The sequence below is a fragment of the Duganella sp. 1411 genome (genome assembly GCF_017833525.1).
GTDB lineage: Bacteria > Pseudomonadota > Gammaproteobacteria > Burkholderiales > Burkholderiaceae_D > Rugamonas.
In genome coordinates this window covers 141,280-159,035 of the sequence record NZ_JAFICD010000008.1, presented here as the reverse complement: position 1 = coordinate 159,035, position 17,756 = coordinate 141,280, and the positions used below count along the sequence as shown (strand labels likewise).

Genomic DNA, 17,756 nt, shown 5'->3' with positions numbered 1-17,756 from the left:
CATAGAAAAGAGGACTGAATGGCGAGTAACAACGTAGCCCAATTTGCCACCGAACTGAAGATGCCTGCAGATTTGCTGCTGACGCAGCTGCGTTCTGCCGGCGTCGAAAAAAGTTCGACGTCAGATCCATTGTCGAAAGATGATAAGGATAAGCTGCTTGATCACTTGCGTCGTACCCACGGCGCATCGGCTGATACCGAAAAGAAGAAGATCACGCTGACGCGCAAAGAAACCACTGAAATCAAGCAGGCCGACGCCAACGGCAAGGCCCGCACGATTCAGGTCGCTGTGAAGAAGGTTCGCACCTTCGTCCAGCGCGACGAGCCGGTCGCCGCTCCCGCCCCTGCGCCAGCCGCACCGGTGGTGGACGCGGCCGAGGTGGCCCGTCGTGAAGAAGACGCCCGCAAGCAGGCCGAACTGATCGCGCGTCAGGAAGCTGAGCTGCGCGAGAAGCAAGACCGCCTGGCCAAGCTGGACGCCGAGAAGGAAGCCCAGGCCAAGGCCACGGCCGCCGCCGAAGCCGAAGCGAAGAAGGAAGCCGAAGCCGAAGCGAAGAAAGCCGCCGCCAAGGCAGCGGCCGCCGCGACCAACGCCGGCGCCGCCGCACCAGCGCCGACCGCCGTCGACAACGCCGCCGAGGAAAAGAAAAAAGCCGCAGCGGAAGAGGCCAAGAAGAAGGCCGCCGCCGCCGCCAAGGAAGCCGCCGAAAAAGCCGAAGCCACCGAACGCGCCCGCAAGGCCGTGGCGGACGAGGTCGCCCAGATCAAGGCCATGATGAACGCGCCGCGGCGCGCCATCAAGGCGCCCGAGCCGGCGCCCGCGCCGGTCAAGGCCAAGGTTCCGGAAGGCACGCTGCACAAGCCGGCCACCGGCGCCGCCGCCAAACCTGGCGACAAGCCGGGCGACAAGAAGCCGGTCACCGCCGACAAGAAGTCGATCAAGTCGGCCAATGTCTCGTCGACCTGGCAGGATGACGCCAAGAAGCGCGGCGCCCCGGGCGGCGCGGCCAACAAGGGCCGTGGCACCGGCGCGGCCGGCGGCCGTGACGGCTGGCGTAGTGGTGGCAAGAGTGGCGGCCGTCGTGGCTCGCACTCGGACGACCGCGAAACCAACTTCCAGGCCCCGACCGAGGCGGTCGTCAAGGACGTGTACGTCCCTGAAACCATCACCGTGGCCGAACTGGCGCACAAGATGTCCGTCAAGGCATCCGAGGTCATCAAGCAGCTGATGAAGCTGGGCCAGATGTGCACCATCAACCAGGTGCTGGATCAGGAAACCGCGATGATTCTGGTCGAGGAGATGGGCCACAAAGCCTTCGCCGCCGAACAGGACGATCCGGAAGCGCTGCTGGCCGACCAGGGTGAGCACGCCCACTTCGAGTCGGTCGCGCGCGCGCCGGTGGTGACCGTCATGGGTCACGTCGACCACGGTAAGACCTCGCTGCTGGATTACATCCGCCGCGCCAAAGTGGCGTCGGGCGAAGCCGGCGGCATTACCCAGCACATCGGTGCGTACCACGTGGACACCCCGCGCGGCATGATCACCTTCCTGGATACGCCGGGTCACGAAGCCTTTACGGCCATGCGTGCCCGCGGCGCGAAAGCGACCGACATCGTGATTCTGGTGGTGGCGGCCGACGACGGCGTGATGCCGCAGACGAAGGAAGCGATCGCCCACGCGAAAGCGGCCGGCGTGCCGCTGGTTGTGGCGATCAACAAGATCGACAAACCGGGCGGCAACGTCGACCGTGTGACGCAGGAACTGGTCGCCGAACAAGTGGTGCCGGAAGAATACGGTGGCGAATCGCCATTCGTGCCGGTGTCGGCCAAAACGGGCCAGGGCATCGACGCGCTGCTGGAACAAGTGCTGCTGCAGGCCGAAGTGCTGGAACTGAAAGCCCCGGTCGACGCGCCAGCGCGCGGCCTGGTGGTCGAGGGCCGTCTGGACAAGGGCAAGGGCCCGGTCGCGACGATCCTGGTGCAGTCCGGTACCCTGAAGCGCGGCGACGTGATCCTGGCCGGCTCCTCGTATGGCCGCGTGCGTGCCATGCTGGACGAGAACGGCAAGCCGATCAACGAAGCCGGTCCTTCGATCCCGGTCGAAATCCAGGGCCTGACGGAAGTGCCGCAAGCCGGCGAGGAAGTCATGGTCATGGCCGACGAGCGTAAAGCCCGTGAGATTGGTCTGTTCCGTCAAGGTAAGTTCCGCGACGTGAAACTGGCCAAGCAGCAAGCCGCGAAGCTGGAAAACATGTTCGACCAGATGGCCGAAGGCGAGGTCAAAAACCTGCCGATGATCATCAAGACCGACGTGCAGGGTTCGCAGGAAGCACTGGTCAGCTCGTTGCAGAAGTTGTCGACGTCGGAAGTGCGGGTACAGGTTGTGCACGCGGCCGTCGGCGGCATCACGGAATCGGACGTCAACCTGGCGGTGGCCTCGAAAGCGGTCATCATCGGCTTCAACGCCCGTGCCGATGCGCAGGCGCGCAAGCTGGCCGAGTCGAACGGCGTGGACATTCGCTACTACAACATCATTTACGATGCGATCGACGAGATCAAGGCGGCGTTGTCGGGCATGTTGGCACCGGAGAAGCGCGAAACCGTCATCGGCCAGGTCGAGATCCGCCAGGTTATCCTGGTCTCGAAGGTCGGCGCGGTCGCCGGCTGTCTGGTCACCGACGGCGTGGTCAAGCGCGCCTCCTCGGTACGCCTGCTGCGCAACAACATCGTCGTCTGGACCGGCGAGATCGACTCGCTCAAACGCTTCAAGGACGACGCCAAGGAAGTACGCGCCGGTCTGGAGTGCGGCCTGTCGCTGAAGAACTACAACGACATCCAGGTTGGCGACACCCTGGAAGTGTTCGAAGTTCAGGAAATCGCCCGTACGCTGTAATCGTTACGGACAGTAGGACTAGACAGTAGGACTAGGCACGGTGGACGGGGGCAACAGCTCCCGTCCACTTGCCGTTTATGGAAAGCAGTACCGAATCATGGCAAAACACAGTAAAACCATCCCGCAGCGCGGACAGCGCGTCGCGGACCAGATCCAGCGCGATCTGTCCGAAATCATCGCCTACGAATTGAAGGACCCACGGGTCGGCATGATCACCATCACCGAAGTGCAGGTCACGCCCGACTACGCGCACGCGAAGATCTTCTTCACGATGCTCAAGGACAGCCCGGAGCAGGTCAAGCAGACCGTCGAAGGCCTGTCGGCCGCCGCCGGCTACATGCGCGGCCAGCTGGGCAAGCGTTTGCACATCCACACCTTGCCGGCGCTGCACTTCGTGCACGACAACTCGACCGCGCGCGGCATGGAATTGTCGCTGCTGATCGACCAGGCCAACGCCACCCGTTCGCTGGACGACGACCAGGCCAAGCCGGACGACAAGGCCGCCGAGTAATTACACGCACCGCCTGCGGGAACCGTTCAACCCGCACGGCGGCGAACAGGGGTCGTACCCCGTACGGGGTACGACCCCGACCTTTCGGGTTGACGGCGCCGCTCAATCAGAGTCCAATGAAACAACACCACCCTAAAAAAATCCGCGACCTAGTCGACGGCGTGCTGCTGCTCGACAAGCCGGTCGGCTTCTCGAGCAACGACGCGCTGATCAAGGCCAAGCGCGTGCTCAACGCCAAGAAGGCCGGCCACACCGGCACGCTCGACCCGTTCGCCACCGGCCTGCTGCCGCTGTGCTTTGGCGAGGCGACCAAGTTCTCGCAGGACTTGCTGGAAGCGGACAAGACCTACGAAACCACGGTGCACCTGGGCGTCACCACCGACACCGGCGACACCGAGGGCGAAGTGGTCGACAAGCGCGACGTCGACGTCACCCTGGAGCAGATCCACGCGGTGCTGGAAAAGTTCCGTGGTCCGATCGCGCAGGTGCCGCCGATGTACTCGGCGTTAAAGCGCGACGGCAAGCCGCTGTACGAATACGCGCGCGCCGGCATCACGCTCGAGCGCGAGGCGCGCAACGTCATCATCCACAGGCTGGAGCTGGAGTCGTACGAGGCGCCGTTGCTGAAGTTGACGGTCACGTGCAGCAAGGGCACGTACATCCGCGTGCTGGGCCAGGACATCGGCGAAGCGCTCGGTTGCGGCGCGCACCTGAACGCGCTGCGCCGCACGCAGGTCGGCCCGCTGACGATGGACAACATGATCACGTTGGAAGCGCTGGCCGCGCACGCCGAACCGTTGAGCCTGCTGGCCCCGGTCGACGCCCTGCTGGCCAGTTTCCCGGCGGTGCGGTTGAACGCCGAGTTGGCCAAGCGTTTCCTCAACGGCCAGCGGCTGGCGTTGGGCAAGGAGCCGGTCGCGGTGCCGGCCGAAGAGGGCAGGGTGCGGGTCTACCTGGGCGACAAGCTGCTGGGCACGGCGATGCTGGGCGAATACAGCATCCTGGCGCCGGAGCGCTTGATCGCGTTCACCGCGCCCTAAGCCATCTTAGAAAATCTTTTAAAACTTCTAATCCACGTAGGGCGGATTAGCGCAGCGTAATCCGCCAATGCGTGCGCCGCCGACGGCTCAAAGATGGCGGATTACGGCGTGCCGCCTAATCCGCCCTACGTGTCCAACGGGTCACCTCGGCGCCACAAAGCAACTCTTTGAAAATACTCGATATTTTTAAGGAGTTGCAACGCACCATGCTATACTACGCGGTTCCAGAAATTGGCTAAGCAGTTGTAGCCCACGAACACCCCGGAATACCACCCGTACAGTTTGTACGCACCCGCAGTTTTTCAGCAAATATAACGACCATGTCTACTACAAAACGCGCAATTCGTAACATCGCCATCATCGCCCACGTTGACCACGGCAAAACCACGCTCGTGGATCAGCTGCTGCGCCAGTCCGGCACCTTCCGTGAAAACCAAGCGGTCGATACCCGCGTCATGGACTCGAACGACCTCGAAAAGGAACGCGGCATTACGATTCTGTCGAAGAACTGCGCGGTTGAGTACAACGGCACCCACATCAACATCGTCGATACCCCCGGCCACGCCGACTTCGGCGGCGAAGTGGAACGCGTGCTGTCGATGGTCGACTCCGTTCTGCTGCTGATCGACGCGCAGGAAGGCCCGATGCCACAGACCCGCTTCGTGACCCGCAAGGCGCTGGCGCTGGGCCTGAAGCCTATCGTCGTCGTCAACAAGGTCGACCGTCCGGGCGCGCGTCCGGAGTGGGCCATCAACCAGACCTTCGAACTGTTCGACAAACTGGGCGCCACCGACGAGCAGCTGGACTTCCCGGTCGTCTACGCGTCGGGCCTGAACGGCTACGCCGGCCTGACCGACGACGTGCGCAGCGGCGACATGAAGCCGCTGTTCGACGCCATCCTGGAACACGTTCCTGTGCGCGACGACAATCCGGAAGGCCCGCTGCAGATGCAAATCACGTCGCTGGACTACTCGTCCTACGTCGGCAAGATCGGCATCGGCCGCGTCAACCGCGGCACCATCAAGGTCGGCCAGGACGTCCTGGTCATCAATGGCCCGGGCGCGACCCCGATCAAGGGCCGCATCAACCAGGTGCTGAACTTCAAGGGCCTGGAGCGCGTGCTGGTGGACGAAGCCGTCGCCGGCGACATCTGCCTGATCAACGGTATCGATGAAATCGGCATCGGTTCGACGCTGTGCGCGCCGGACACCCCGGAAGCACTGCCGATGCTGACCGTCGACGAGCCGACCCTGACCATGAACTTCATGGTCAACAACTCGCCGCTGGCCGGCCGCGAAGGCAAGTTCGTGACCTCGCGCCAGCTGCGCGACCGTCTGGACAAGGAACTGAAAGCCAACGTCGCGCTGCGCGTGGCGCCGACCGACGACGACACCATTTTTGAAGTGTCGGGCCGTGGCGAGTTGCACCTGACCATCCTGATCGAAAACATGCGCCGCGAAGGCTTCGAGCTGGCCGTGTCGCGTCCGCGCGTGGTGTTTAAAATGGTCGATGGCGTGCGCCACGAGCCGTTCGAGCAACTGTCGGTCGACGTCGAGGAAGCCAACCAGGGCGGCGTCATGGAAGAACTGGGCCGTCGTCGCGGCGACCTGCAAAACATGGAATCGGACGGCAAAGGCCGTGTGCGTCTGGAATACCGTATTCCTGCGCGCGGCCTGATCGGCTTCCAGGGCGAATTCATGACCCTGACCCGCGGCACTGGCTTGATGAGCCACGTGTTCGACGCCTACGCTCCGGTCGACAACACCAAGGGTGAACTGGGCGGCCGTCGCAACGGCGTGCTGATCTCGCAGGACGACGGCGCCGCCGTGGCCTACGCGATCTGGAAACTGCAGGATCGCGGCCGTATGTTCGTGGTCCACAACGACCCGGTCTACGAAGGCATGATCATCGGTATCCACTCGCGCGACAACGATCTGGTCGTCAACCCGATCAAGGGCAAGCAGCTGACCAACGTGCGTTCGTCCGGTACCGACGAAGCGGTGCGCCTGGTGCCGCCGATTCAGATGTCGCTGGAATACGCCGTCGAATTCATCGACGACGACGAACTGGTGGAAATCACGCCGAAATCGATCCGTCTGCGCAAGCGCTTCCTGAAAGAGCACGAGCGTAAGAAGGCATCGCGCGAATCCTAATCGTTCGCGCTGAACCCGCACCCCGCATACCGCCGGGGTCGGACCCGTGGGTCCGACCCCTCTCACGGTGGCAGGGTTTGACAAGAAAACCCCGGCCTCTGCGGAGCACCGGGGTTTTTTTTCGCGGCAACGGATTCAATTGCCTTTTTACTAGCGCTGGGTTAATTTGACGCATGGCAGCATAAATCCGTATTGAGGAGCATCAAGGTGAGTGACGAAAAGTTGAATCCGTGGTCGGCCTGGCCGACCAATCCCTTTTCGCTGGCCCAGCAGGCCACAGACTACTGGATCGACGCCTGCCAGCGCAGCGTGCTGTTCATGGACGTGCTGCGCCAGCGCGGCGACGAGCGCAACCTGCGCACCGAGGAGACCGCGCCGCACGTGCTGAGTTTTGCCTTCGAGGTCATCATGGACGGCGCCAAGCTCGAGCGCCCAGTCAATTACGGGCTGTGCTACATCGCGCCGCCGGACGGCGTCGCCCCCGATCCGACCAAGCGCCCGTTCATCGTGTTCGACCCGCGCGCCGGCCACGGCCCCGGCATCGGCGGCATGAAGCAGGACAGTGAAATCGGCGTCGTGCTCAAGGCCGGCCATCCGTGTTATTTCGTCGGTTTCCTGCCCAAGCCGGTGCCGGGCCAGACCATCGAGGACGTGTGCCGCGCCGAGGCGCAATTCATCGCCAGGGTGGCCGAGCTGCATCCCGAGGCCGACGGCAAGCCCGCGCTGATCGGCAACTGCCAGGCCGGCTGGCAAATCATGATGACCGCCGCGCTGCAGCCGGACCTGGTGGGCCCGCTGGTGCTGGCCGGGGCGCCGCTGTCGTACTGGGCCGGCGTGCGCGGCAAGAACCCGATGCGCTACTTGGGCGGCGCGCTCGGCGGCACCTGGACGACGTCGCTCGCTGGCGACCTTGGCAATGGCATCTTCGACGGCGCGCAGCTGGTCGAGAACTTCGAGAAAATGAACCCGTCGAACACGATGTGGACCAAGAACTACAACGTCTACTCGAAGATCGACACCGAGGCCGCGCGCTTCCTGGAGTTCGAGCGCTGGTGGGGCAACCCGGTGCTGCTCAACGCCGGCGAGATGCAATACATCGCCGACTCGCTGTTCGTCGGCAACCGCCTGAGCGACGCCGCGCTGCTCGACAGCGAAGGCCACCGCATCGACCTGCGCAACATCAAATCGCCGATCGTCGTGTTCTGCTCGTGGGGCGACGACATCACGCCGCCGCAGCAGGCGCTCGGCTGGGTGCTCGACCTGTACGAGGACGACGCCGCGCTGGTCGCCGGCGGCCAGACCATCATCTACTCGATGCACCAGAGCATAGGCCACCTGGGCATCTTCGTCTCGGCGTCGGTGGCCAACAAGGAACACGAGGAATTCACCGCCGCGATGGACATGATCGACATCATGCCGCCCGGCCTGTACGAGGCGGTGTTCCTCGACAAGGACGAGGAAATGCTGCAGGCCGAGATTGCCGCCGGCGACATGATGGGCGGCGACTACGTGATGCGTTTCGAGCGCCGCGGCCTGGACGCGCTGCGCGCGCTGGGCGGCAACGACGCCGAGGACGAGCGCCGCTTCGCCACCGTCGCGCGGGTGTCGGAAATCAACCAGGGCCTGTATCGTCAGTTTGTCAGCCCCATCGTCAAGAGCATGGTCACCGAACAGAGCGCGGAACGGCTGCGAGACGCGCACCCGCTGCGGCTGCGCTATACGGCGTTTTCCAGCAAGAACAAACTGCTCGACGGCATCCCGGCGCTGGCCGAAAAGGTGCGCGCGCAGCGCCGGCCGGTGGCCAAGGACAACGTCTTCCTGCAGATGCAGGAGCACATGTCGAAGCAGATCGTCGCCGCGCTGGACGCGTATCGCGACGCCCGCGACGAGGCCACGGAAAAAGTCTTCCTCAACGTCTACGGCTCGCCGGTGCTGCAGGCGCTGGTGGGCTTGCGTTCGGACGCCGGCGCGCCGCGCCGCATCGGCCGCGACCTGTCGCACGAGGCGGCATTGAATGCGAACCGTCTGGCGGCCGCGACCAAGACGGCCGAGGGCGGGACGACGGAGGCCATCATCCGCGGCTTGCTGTACATCTACCGCAGTCCGGAGATGAGCGCGGCCGACGAGCGCGCCTTCGCGACGATAAGGCAGTTGCGCTTGCGCACGGCCGACGACGAGGAATTGAGCGTCACGCAATTCAAGACCATTGTGCGCGAGCAGTATCTGATGCTGCAGGTGGACGAGGAGGCGGCGGTGCGCGACTTGCCGCTGTTGCTGCCGGACGAGCCGGAAGCGCGCGCGGCGGCGCTGGGCATCGTGCGGCAGGTGGTGGGCGCGACCGGCACCGTGGTCGGCGACGGCGCGGTGCGGCTGGAGCGTGTGGCGGAGATGTTCGGTCCGCAGGCGCCGAAGCTGGCGGTGGTGCGCAAGAAGAAAAAGGAAGCGTGAGAGGGGTGATTGGGGTGATTGGGGTGATTGAGACGCGCAATCCGCAGGGCCGGGCGGGGTCGTACCCCGTGCGGGGTACGACCCCTGTTCGCCGCCGTGCGGGTTGAACGAATTCGGCGGCTACAGGATTTTTCGCATGAACACGCTCAACGGATCATCCCGATAATCGCCGAACGGCCCGCAGCGCGTGAACCCCTGCCGCTCGTACAAGCCCATCGCCTCCGGCTGCGACGGTCCCGTCTCCAGCACCATCCGGCTGCACCCAGCCTCCAGCGCCGCCTGTTCGAGCAACTCCAGCAAGCCGCGGCCAATACCCTTGCCGCGTCCCGCCGGCTGCACATACAGCCGCTTGATCTCGCCATATTCCGCCGACAGCACAATCGCGCAGCATCCCACGATGGCCCCGCCCTCGCGCGCCACGGCGAACTTCACATGCGGCTGCATCAACGACGGCAAATCCAGCGCATAAACGCACTCGGGCGGATAAAGCGTCAGCTGATAAGCGTCCAGATCGGCGATCAGGGCGATGACTTCAGGCTGGTTCGGCGTTTCAAAGGCGATATGCATGGTGGATGATCGGTCATTTTGTTGGATGGAAAATCCAGTATAATGGATTCCATGGACATTAACAAACTTATCGCCAGCCGCGTGCTGGCCCTGCGCGAAGCGCGCCAGCTGTCGTTGACGGCGCTGGCCGAACTGAGCGGCGTGAGCCGTTCCAATATCTCATTGATCGAACGCGGCGAGAGCAGCGCCACCGCGACCGTGCTCGACAAGCTGGCCGGCGCCCTCGGCGTCACGCTGGCCTCGCTGTTCGAGACCGGGGAGGGCGCGCCGTCGCCGCTGCGCCGCGCGGCCGAGCAGCAGGTCTGGACCGATCCGGCCTCGGGCTATGTGCGGCGGCAGTTGTCGCCGGCAACCCGGTCGCCCTTGCAACTGGTGGAGGTGGTGTTCCCGCCCGGCCAGCGTGTGGTCTACGAGCAGGTGGTCCGGGCATCGGACGTTTACCAGCAGGTCTGGCTGCTCGAAGGCACGATGGATATCTCGGCGGGCGAGCAGCAATGGCGTCTGGAAGCGGGCGATTGCGTGGCGATGCGCGAAGATCGGCAGATCAGCTACGCCAACCCGGGCAGCCGGCCGGCGCGCTATCTGGTCGGGCTGGTGACTTTGCCCTTTGTCGCGCATGGACCGGAATAGTCATCAGCGCTATCATTTAGTCTTTCGACGCGGCGGAGATGGTCTTGCGCACTTTGCCGGTTTCATCGAGCATTTGAATTTCGGCCACGCCATCGGCGCTGACCAGCAGTTGCATGCGTACCCGGCCCTGGGCATCCTTGAGTTGTAGCGACGAGTCCTTGTCGCGTGTTTTGCCAAGCCACACCCGGTTGGTCCCCAGACGGCCTTGCTCGGTTAGTTTTTGCCAGTACGCGCGCCGCTCGTCGGCCGGCAGTTTGCCGGCTTCGGCGCCAAAGCGGCGCTGGTCTTCCACCGATGTCACCTGGAAATGCGGGACGTCATTGATGATCAGCGCGGTCTGCTGCTGCGTCGCGCTATCGGTGTTCAGCAATTGCAGCGCCTGGTCCTGGCGGAACCGGTCGAAGGTCAGCGACAGGCCCGACGATATTTTGCCGTCCGCGTCGATGGCGCCTTTCTGGAGCAGGCCGCCGTTCTCGGTGCCTTCCTCGTTCACGAACAGCATCCCGGCAAAGCCGCGGCGATCGGGCCGCGCGCCTTCCTTGCCCTGAATGAAATCGCCGGGGAACTGCGCCCGGTTGGAAATCACGATGCGCTTGGTGCCGTCGGGTTCGACGATGTTGATGCGGCCGACGGTGATCTCGTCGAACTGCTCATGTTTGGGCGGCTCCTTGGCGCCGCTCAACAGGAATACGGCCGCCAGGGCGCTGGCCATCGTCGTGGCGCCCGCGAAGAAGGTTCTGATTTGTGACACGGGGAACTCCCTTTCTCGTTGATCGTTCGGTTTTTCCGGCGGCCGTGGCACGGTGCGCCGCGTCTGGGTCGTATTCTTTCGGATTGATTCATGATAGAAGATGCTGAATATAGCGGAATATCGATCAATATTGCAAATTAAGCCACAAATTGCGTCTGTCGATGGCGCCGGCGGGGCCGGTGTCCGCCGGGGGATTCGCTGTATAATGACGACCCTCATCCGTTTCCCGTAGCAGCCGCCATGACCATCATCGACCAGCAGATCCCCGATACAGCCGCAGCGCCTGGCATCAAGCCGAGCCGCCGCCTGTCGGTCGCGCCGATGATGGACTGGACCGACCGCCATTGCCGCGTGTTCCACCGCCACATCAGCCGCCACACGTGGCTGTACACGGAGATGGTCACCACCGGCGCGCTGGTCTACGGCGACGTCGAGCGCCACCTGCGCTTCAACGACGAGGAGCACCCGGTCGCCTTGCAATTGGGCGGCAGCGACCCGGCCGACCTGGCCACCAGCGCCAAGCTGGGCGAAAAATGGGGCTACGACGAGATCAACCTGAACTGCGGTTGCCCGTCCGAGCGCGTGCAAAAGGGCGCTTTCGGCGCCTGCCTGATGGCCGAGCCGAAACTGGTGGCCGACTGCGTCAAGGCCATGCGCGACGCCGTCAGCATCGACGTCACCGTCAAGCACCGGATCGGCATCGACCAGACCGAAAGCTACGACTTCGTCCGCGATTTCGTCGGCACCGTGGCCGACGCCGGCTGCAGGACCTTCATCGTGCACGCCCGCAACGCCATCCTCAAAGGCTTGTCGCCGAAGGAAAACCGCGAGGTGCCGCCGCTGAAATACGACTACGCCTACCGCCTGAAACGCGATTTTCCTGACTTCGAAATCATCATCAACGGCGGCATCAAGACCGAGGCCGAGATCGACGAGCATTTGCGGCACCTCGACGGCGTCATGCTGGGCCGCGAGGCGTATCACAACCCGTTCGTGATGGCCGGCTTCGACCAGCGCTACTACGGCGACGACGGCGCCATCAAGACGCGCGAGCAGGTGCTCGAGGCGATGATCCCGTATATCCAGGCCCAGCTGGCGCAGCATGGCGCCAAGGGCCTCAAACTCAACAGCATCACGCGCCACATGCTGGGCCTGATGACCGGCCTGCCGGGGGCGCGCGCGTTCCGCCAGGTGCTGTCCGACTCCAAAAAGCTCGCCGCCGGCGACGCCAATCTCTTGCTCGAAGCGGCCGCCCGGCTGCGTTCCGCCGCTTGAGTCTTGCCTATCAGACATTGATTCCTCGAATCTGTTGGTATTTCCCCGCAGAAAATTAATTTGCGTAATTTAGTGGCATTTTTTTCTTGCTTTGAGGAAAAATTTGCATCTATAATTCATCAAATACCACACATTTCCAACACCGTCCGACTGCATATTGCGGCGCAAAAACTACACCTAAGACCTTGTGTAGCGCTAAATTTTGCATTCGCAGTCATTGTTTGCTAATGTCATGTTTTATTGATTTACAGCAATGGCTGTGCGGATAGTGTTCTCGTATCCACGAGGCTGCCCGGGGCAAATTCTTATCAACAGCGCCACTTAAGAAGAGACGAAATGAATTTAGCAAAAATGAAAGTCGGAACGCGCCTGGGCCTCGGATTCGCCCTGGTCCTCCTGTTCCTGGTGGCCGTGACCACCGTGGGCATCTTCCGCATGGCGCAAATCCAGGACCGCCTGGACCACGTCATCGGCGTCAATAATGTCGTGTCGCGCCTGGTGATCGACATGCGCGACAACGTCAGTGACCGTATCAGCTCGCTGCGCGTGCTGACCCTGATGACCGAAGCCGCGGACATGGAGCCGGAACTGAACCGCGTCAAGGACCTGGCCGCCAAGTACAGCGAAGCGGAGGGCAAGCTGAGCGCGCAATTCGCCAAGGAGTCGAGCGCCGAGGAAAAAGCCCTGCTGGCGACCATCAAGGAACAAGAAGGCCTGGCCATGCCGGCGATCGCCAAGGCGACCGAAATGTGGCTGGCGAGCAATGCCGAAGGCGCGACCCGCGTGCTGATCAAGGAAATCCGTCCGGCCCAGAAAAAATGGATGGCCGCGCTCGACCAACTGGCCGCGCTGGAAGACAAGCTGAACGCGCAAATGCAGGTGGACGCCGCCGCCGGCTTCGCCAGTGGCCGCAACTTCATGATCATCATGGGCCTGCTGGCGGTCGGTATCTCGATCGTCGCCGCGCTGGTCATCACCCGCGGCCTGCTCAAGCAGCTGGGCGGCGAGCCGGACTACACCGCCTCGATCGCCAGCAGCATCGCCAACGGCGACCTGGCCGTGGGCATCGACACCAACGGCAACGACAAGGACAGCCTGCTGTTCGAGATGAAGGAAATGCGCAACAGCCTGGTGGACATCGTCGGCCAGGTGCGCTCGGGCACGGAGACCATCGGCACCGCCTCGCGTGAAATCGCCGCCGGCAACATCGATCTGTCGGCCCGCACCGAAATGCAAGCCAGCTCGCTGGAAAAGACCGCCTCGGCGATGGAAGAGCTGACCTCGACCGTGAAACAGAACGCCGACAATGCCCGCGAAGCCAACCAGCTGGCCTCGGCCGCGTCGGACGTGGCGATCAAGGGCGGCAAGGTGGTGTCGGAAGTGGTCAACACCATGAGCTCGATCGACGCGTCGGCCAAGAAGATCGTCGACATCATCGGCGTGATCGACGGCATCGCTTTCCAGACCAACATCCTGGCGCTGAACGCCGCCGTCGAGGCGGCCCGTGCCGGCGAGCAGGGCCGCGGCTTCGCGGTGGTGGCGTCGGAAGTGCGCAACCTGGCCCAGCGCTCGGCGGGTGCCGCCAAGGAAATCAAGATGCTGATCGATGACTCGGTCGAAAAGGTCGGCGCCGGCACCAAGCTGGTCGGTCAGGCCGGCGTCACGATGGATGAAGTCGTCGCGTCGGTGCGCCGCGTGACCGACATCATGAGCGAGATCGCCAACGCCAGCCAGGAGCAGAGCGCCGGCATCGAACAGGTCAACCTGTCCATCATCGAGATGGACAGCATGACCCAGCAAAACGCCGCGTTGGTGGAAGAATCCGCCGCCGCTGCACAAAGCTTGCAAGACCAGGCCTCCGAGTTGTCCCGGGTGGTCAGCATCTTCAAGCTGGTGGAAGGCGAGGAGCGCGTCGCCGCTCCGGTATTCACGCCGGCCCCGAAAGCGGTGGTCAAGCCGATCACCGCCGCCCGCGCACCGGTGCGCAAACTGGCCGCCAAGCCAGCCGCGCCGGTCGCCAAACCGAAGAAGGTCGTCAACGCGCCGAGCAGCAACGCCGCCGACGAGTGGGAAGAGTTTTAAGCCTGCCCTGGCCTGCTGTCGCCCGTTGCGACACGTGTGCGGGCCTTGGCGTCTATCTAATCAGTCTCTAAAAATAATTGTTGGGAAATGCAAATGAACAAGTTTTCGACCAGTGTATTCGCCGCCGTGTTGCTGTCCGCCGTGTCCGCCGTTGCCGTGGCCGCCGAAGTGCCGGCCTCGCTCGACGCCAAGAACTGCAAGGCGGAATATCCGAAGGCATCGCTGATCAATGAAGAACAGGGCGACGTCAAGATGTCGTTCCTGGTGGCGGCCGACGGCAACGTCGTCGAATCGAAGCTGGAAAAGTCGAGCGGTTTCAAGAACCTCGACAAGGCCGCCCTGAAAGCGCTGAGCGGTTGCAAGTTCAAGCCGGGCACCAAGGACGGCGCGGTAGCACAGACCTGGACCAAGGTCGACTATAGCTGGAAGCTGTAACACCTGTCTCAAGGGGCCATGCGTGGGCGCGTGGCTGATTGCCGATCCATCCACTAGGGGAAATCAGATGTCTACAAATAAGCGTTGGTTGAGTGTGGTTGCAGCAGTGCTCGTGTCGAGCGTTCCAGCGGCGTTCGCGGCCGAAGTGCCGGCCAGTTTCGACGCCAAAAACTGCAAAGCGGAATATCCGAAAGCGTCGTTGATGAACGAGGAGCAGGGCACGGTGTCGATGTCGTTCCTGGTCAAGTCGGACGGCTCGGTGGCCGATTCCAAGCTCGACAAGACGAGCGGCTTCAAGAACCTGGACAAGGCCGCCATCAAGGCGCTGAGCGCATGCAAATTCAAGCCGGGCACCAAGGACGGCGCGCCGGCCGAAACCTGGACCAAGGTCGACTACGCCTGGAAGCTGGATTAAGCATAGTCCCGCCTGGCGACACCAAAAGGAACAGCATGCTGTTCCTTTTTTTTCGCCAGTATTATTACGTGTAACAAGCTGTAATCGGGCTGCGGACGCGCTAAACTTCCTTATATAGTATAAGTATGGAACAAGGAGATTTGCCATGAAGACTATCTTTGCCGTGGTCGGCGCGTTGGCGGCGCTGACCGGGTGCGCAGTGCAGCAGCCTTACTACACCACCGCCCGGGTACAGGATCCGTATCAGTGGCACACGGTGTCGGTGCAGCCGTCCGACCGCGTGTCCGGCAGCGGCGCGTCGACCGTCTACACGACCGAGGAATTGCCGGCGCCGAGTTCGCGCGTGGTCTATGCCGAGCCGGTCACCACCACCACCTACGTCGCCGCGCCTGTGTATTACGCGCCGGCGCCCGTGTATTACCAGCCGGCACCGGCCTATTACTACCCGCCGGTGTCGTTCGGCCTGGACCTCTCGTTCGGCCGCTACTGGGGCGGCCATCGCGGCGGCTGGGGCGGACGTGGCTGGGGACGCGGCGGATATCGCCGCTGACCACCCGCCGAACCAAGCGGGCACAAAAAATCCCGCCAAGCCTCATCGGGCCTGGCGGGATTTTTTACGTTTGATCCGGAATTGCTTGCCGCTGTGCTAGCGTCGCCTCAGCGCAACACGTAAACCGACGCCTGGCTTAGCGCATTCCCCTCGCACAACACGTAAGTCGACACGCATGCCAGACTCAGTAATAAAGCCCCATAAGCGAAGTGGAGATAGCGTGCCATGACAGACTCCCGGAGGTGGGTGAGGGTTGTTGATGTCTCCAGAATAGTCTTAAGGCTACATTAAGAACATCAGCAAAATGTCCGGCAGCGTGTAGGACAACACGCCGTCTCTATCTTTTTACCAACTTCTTATTTAATTTTCCACAGCACGACCGGGCCGGCCGGCGCGGTGTCGGCGGCGTTGGACGCCACCAGCCAGCGCTGCAGGTTATCGGGCTGCTTGAGGTGGATGCCCATGCCGTCGATCAGGCCTACTTGGTCGAGCATCTTGGCGTCGATCTTGGCCTTGGAAACGGTGGGCGCGCCCATGACCATGCGGTCGTAGGCTTTGCGGGCCTTGTTTTCCCATTTGTGCAGGCTGCTGTCGTCGAAGCGGTTGGATTCGAAGTAGACGGTCAGCGAGCCGTCCGGGTTGCCGAAGCCGACGATGCCGGAGCCGCTGCGGATGGCGCTGTTGGCGTTGGCGTCGAACAGTTCGGATGGAACGAACACGCCGGCGCGGCCGTCGATGTCGGGACGGCCGACCGGCGTGTCCTTGCTGTAGGTACTGACTTCTGAGAGGGATTTTGGTTCAGACATGGCTGCGCTATAGGTAAGACTTGAATGACGTAATTCGGGAAGCGAAGTGGACGCTGATTGGGCCGAAAGGCATTACTCATTGTAGCGCCAATCTAGTGCCGTCGGGCAATGGCTTGCGAAATATTCTTGGGTGATGGGAATGGGTCTTCGTCGGGCGGATTGTGGCGTGCGGCCGAATCCGCCGGAGATGTTTTAGATGGATTTGCTGGGCATGCGGATGGCGTCAAAGAAGAAGCCTTTCCAGTGCACCACCAGCCGGTTTTTTGACTTGATGTAGACGAACGTGCAGCTCACGCTCACGGAGGTAACGGGGTTGGGTAGTCCGAGTTTTTTCGCACTCGCGTGCGCTTCGTCGCGGAAATAGCTATTTGTTTCGGCCGTCGTCACTTCAAAGCTCGGTGCATCACACACCCGAGCGCCAAGCTGAACTTTGTCGCGACCGATTGTGATGACTTGACCCACCAAATCCGCTGCCTCTTGGTCGTCCAGCGAGGTGATGTCCGAAGAGTCGAGTACAGCGGTCAGCTTCCAACTGCCAATAACGGAAGTGCCTAGTCGGTCGGCCGCGTGCAATTGCGGAGCTGGATAGCAAATTAAGGCAAACGCCGCGATGCCAGTACGGAGAAGGGCGTTGAAATGAAGGTAGGACATTTGTCACTCCTTGCCTTATTTATTCGGAATTGATGAGTTCGCAGCGACCCCGCGAAATGGTGCGCTTTCCTCTGCTCGGCGGCTGATCAGTCCAGGCGCAACGACTTTCTTGCGCCCGACTTTTACCTTGGTCATTGTCGACATGTTCAGGGCAGCGCCGGCGAAATCTCCGCGATTCAGGAAGGCATAGGTGTCGCTAGAACCATGGACCCCGGCGTTGTAAGTGAAGCTTACAAGGGCATCAAATTGCGCTTGGTTGAGTTCGACGAATACATTGTGTTTTACTCCCCTTTCGGCCTCGGCCACGCGACGTTCAAATTCGATTTCCACCGAGGTGACACTGACCTTTTTCCCAAGCTCTTCCTCGCTGCAGACACCTCTGTGTGCGAGAATGCCCGGACCCCACGTGCAATGGCCTTTGTTCGTTCCCATGTCGTTGTAGTAGTTGAAGACGGCTCGCTCTGTCGAGCGCATTCTGGCTTTTGCTTCCAGACTCATGCGCATGTGCTCGTTTGGTTTCGCGGAAGGCATATCAGACTCTCCAAGTGGG

At 62.4% G+C, this 17,756-nt stretch carries 16 protein-coding genes; 11 read left to right on the top strand and 5 right to left on the bottom strand.

The window, feature by feature from the left end:
* The first annotated feature begins 18 nt into the window (after positions 1 to 18).
* The 5 genes from infB (at position 19) to JOD97_RS28825 (ending at position 9,044) form a co-directional block, all read left to right on the top strand.
* The gene (gene infB, locus JOD97_RS28845) at positions 19 to 2,892 is read left to right on the top strand and encodes a translation initiation factor IF-2 (RefSeq protein WP_209726149.1); all 2,874 of its coding nucleotides are present in this window, start codon (positions 19 to 21) and stop codon (positions 2,890 to 2,892) included.
* A gap of 97 nt (positions 2,893 to 2,989) precedes the next feature.
* Positions 2,990 to 3,403 (top strand): 30S ribosome-binding factor RbfA, encoded by a 414-nt coding sequence (gene rbfA, locus JOD97_RS28840; protein WP_209726147.1) that lies wholly within the window; start codon positions 2,990 to 2,992, stop codon positions 3,401 to 3,403.
* Positions 3,404 to 3,519: 116 nt separating this feature from the next.
* Positions 3,520 to 4,443: a tRNA pseudouridine(55) synthase TruB gene (truB, locus tag JOD97_RS28835; RefSeq protein ID WP_209726145.1), complete on the top strand. Its 924-nt coding sequence runs from the start codon at positions 3,520 to 3,522 to the stop codon at positions 4,441 to 4,443.
* A gap of 320 nt (positions 4,444 to 4,763) precedes the next feature.
* Positions 4,764 to 6,596 carry a translational GTPase TypA gene (gene typA, locus JOD97_RS28830; protein WP_209726143.1) on the top strand — a complete coding sequence of 611 codons (1,833 nt, stop codon included), beginning with the start codon at positions 4,764 to 4,766 and terminating at the stop codon, positions 6,594 to 6,596.
* Between the two features lie 207 nt (positions 6,597 to 6,803).
* Complete coding sequence (locus JOD97_RS28825; RefSeq protein WP_209726141.1) at positions 6,804 to 9,044, top strand: DUF3141 domain-containing protein; 2,241 nt, start codon at positions 6,804 to 6,806, stop codon at positions 9,042 to 9,044.
* A gap of 120 nt (positions 9,045 to 9,164) precedes the next feature.
* On the opposite strand, the gene JOD97_RS28820 is transcribed toward JOD97_RS28825, so the two are convergent.
* On the bottom strand, positions 9,165 to 9,611 hold the full coding sequence (locus JOD97_RS28820; RefSeq protein WP_209726139.1) for a GNAT family N-acetyltransferase: 447 nt from the start codon (positions 9,609 to 9,611) through the stop codon (positions 9,165 to 9,167).
* Between the two features lie 51 nt (positions 9,612 to 9,662).
* On the opposite strand from JOD97_RS28820, the gene JOD97_RS28815 reads away from it, so the two are divergent.
* Positions 9,663 to 10,241: an XRE family transcriptional regulator gene (locus JOD97_RS28815; protein ID WP_209726137.1), complete on the top strand. Its 579-nt coding sequence runs from the start codon at positions 9,663 to 9,665 to the stop codon at positions 10,239 to 10,241.
* A gap of 16 nt (positions 10,242 to 10,257) precedes the next feature.
* Here the strand turns inward: JOD97_RS28815 and JOD97_RS28810 are convergent, their stop codons facing one another.
* Positions 10,258 to 10,992, bottom strand: a complete 735-nt coding sequence (locus tag JOD97_RS28810) for a hypothetical protein (RefSeq protein WP_209726135.1) — start codon at positions 10,990 to 10,992, stop codon at positions 10,258 to 10,260.
* A 240-nt stretch (positions 10,993 to 11,232) separates the two neighbouring features.
* Here JOD97_RS28810 and dusA point away from each other — a divergent pair, with 240 nt between their 5' ends.
* From dusA to JOD97_RS28785, 5 genes are all read left to right on the top strand, one after another.
* Positions 11,233 to 12,267, top strand: coding sequence for a tRNA dihydrouridine(20/20a) synthase DusA (gene dusA / locus JOD97_RS28805; RefSeq protein ID WP_209726133.1), 1,035 nt, complete (start codon positions 11,233 to 11,235; stop codon positions 12,265 to 12,267).
* 336 nt (positions 12,268 to 12,603) lie between these two features.
* Positions 12,604 to 14,349 carry a methyl-accepting chemotaxis protein gene (locus JOD97_RS28800; protein ID WP_209726131.1) on the top strand — a complete coding sequence of 582 codons (1,746 nt, stop codon included), beginning with the start codon at positions 12,604 to 12,606 and terminating at the stop codon, positions 14,347 to 14,349.
* A gap of 93 nt (positions 14,350 to 14,442) precedes the next feature.
* Positions 14,443 to 14,784: an energy transducer TonB gene (locus JOD97_RS28795; protein ID WP_209726129.1), complete on the top strand. Its 342-nt coding sequence runs from the start codon at positions 14,443 to 14,445 to the stop codon at positions 14,782 to 14,784.
* A 67-nt stretch (positions 14,785 to 14,851) separates the two neighbouring features.
* The gene (locus JOD97_RS28790; RefSeq protein ID WP_209726127.1) at positions 14,852 to 15,199 is read left to right on the top strand and encodes an energy transducer TonB; all 348 of its coding nucleotides are present in this window, start codon (positions 14,852 to 14,854) and stop codon (positions 15,197 to 15,199) included.
* Between the two features lie 145 nt (positions 15,200 to 15,344).
* Entirely contained in the window at positions 15,345 to 15,749 is a 405-nt protein-coding gene (locus JOD97_RS28785; protein WP_209726125.1) for a hypothetical protein, read from the top strand.
* 356 nt (positions 15,750 to 16,105) lie between these two features.
* Here the strand turns inward: JOD97_RS28785 and JOD97_RS28780 are convergent, their stop codons facing one another.
* From JOD97_RS28780 to JOD97_RS28770, 3 genes are all read right to left on the bottom strand, one after another.
* Positions 16,106 to 16,555: a hypothetical protein gene (locus tag JOD97_RS28780; protein ID WP_209726123.1), complete on the bottom strand. Its 450-nt coding sequence runs from the start codon at positions 16,553 to 16,555 to the stop codon at positions 16,106 to 16,108.
* Positions 16,556 to 16,747: 192 nt separating this feature from the next.
* Complete coding sequence (locus tag JOD97_RS28775) at positions 16,748 to 17,206, bottom strand: hypothetical protein (RefSeq protein WP_209726121.1); 459 nt, start codon at positions 17,204 to 17,206, stop codon at positions 16,748 to 16,750.
* Positions 17,207 to 17,221: 15 nt separating this feature from the next.
* Positions 17,222 to 17,737, bottom strand: a complete 516-nt coding sequence (locus JOD97_RS28770) for a glycoside hydrolase family protein (protein ID WP_229264798.1) — start codon at positions 17,735 to 17,737, stop codon at positions 17,222 to 17,224.
* Positions 17,738 to 17,756: the final 19 nt, after the last annotated feature.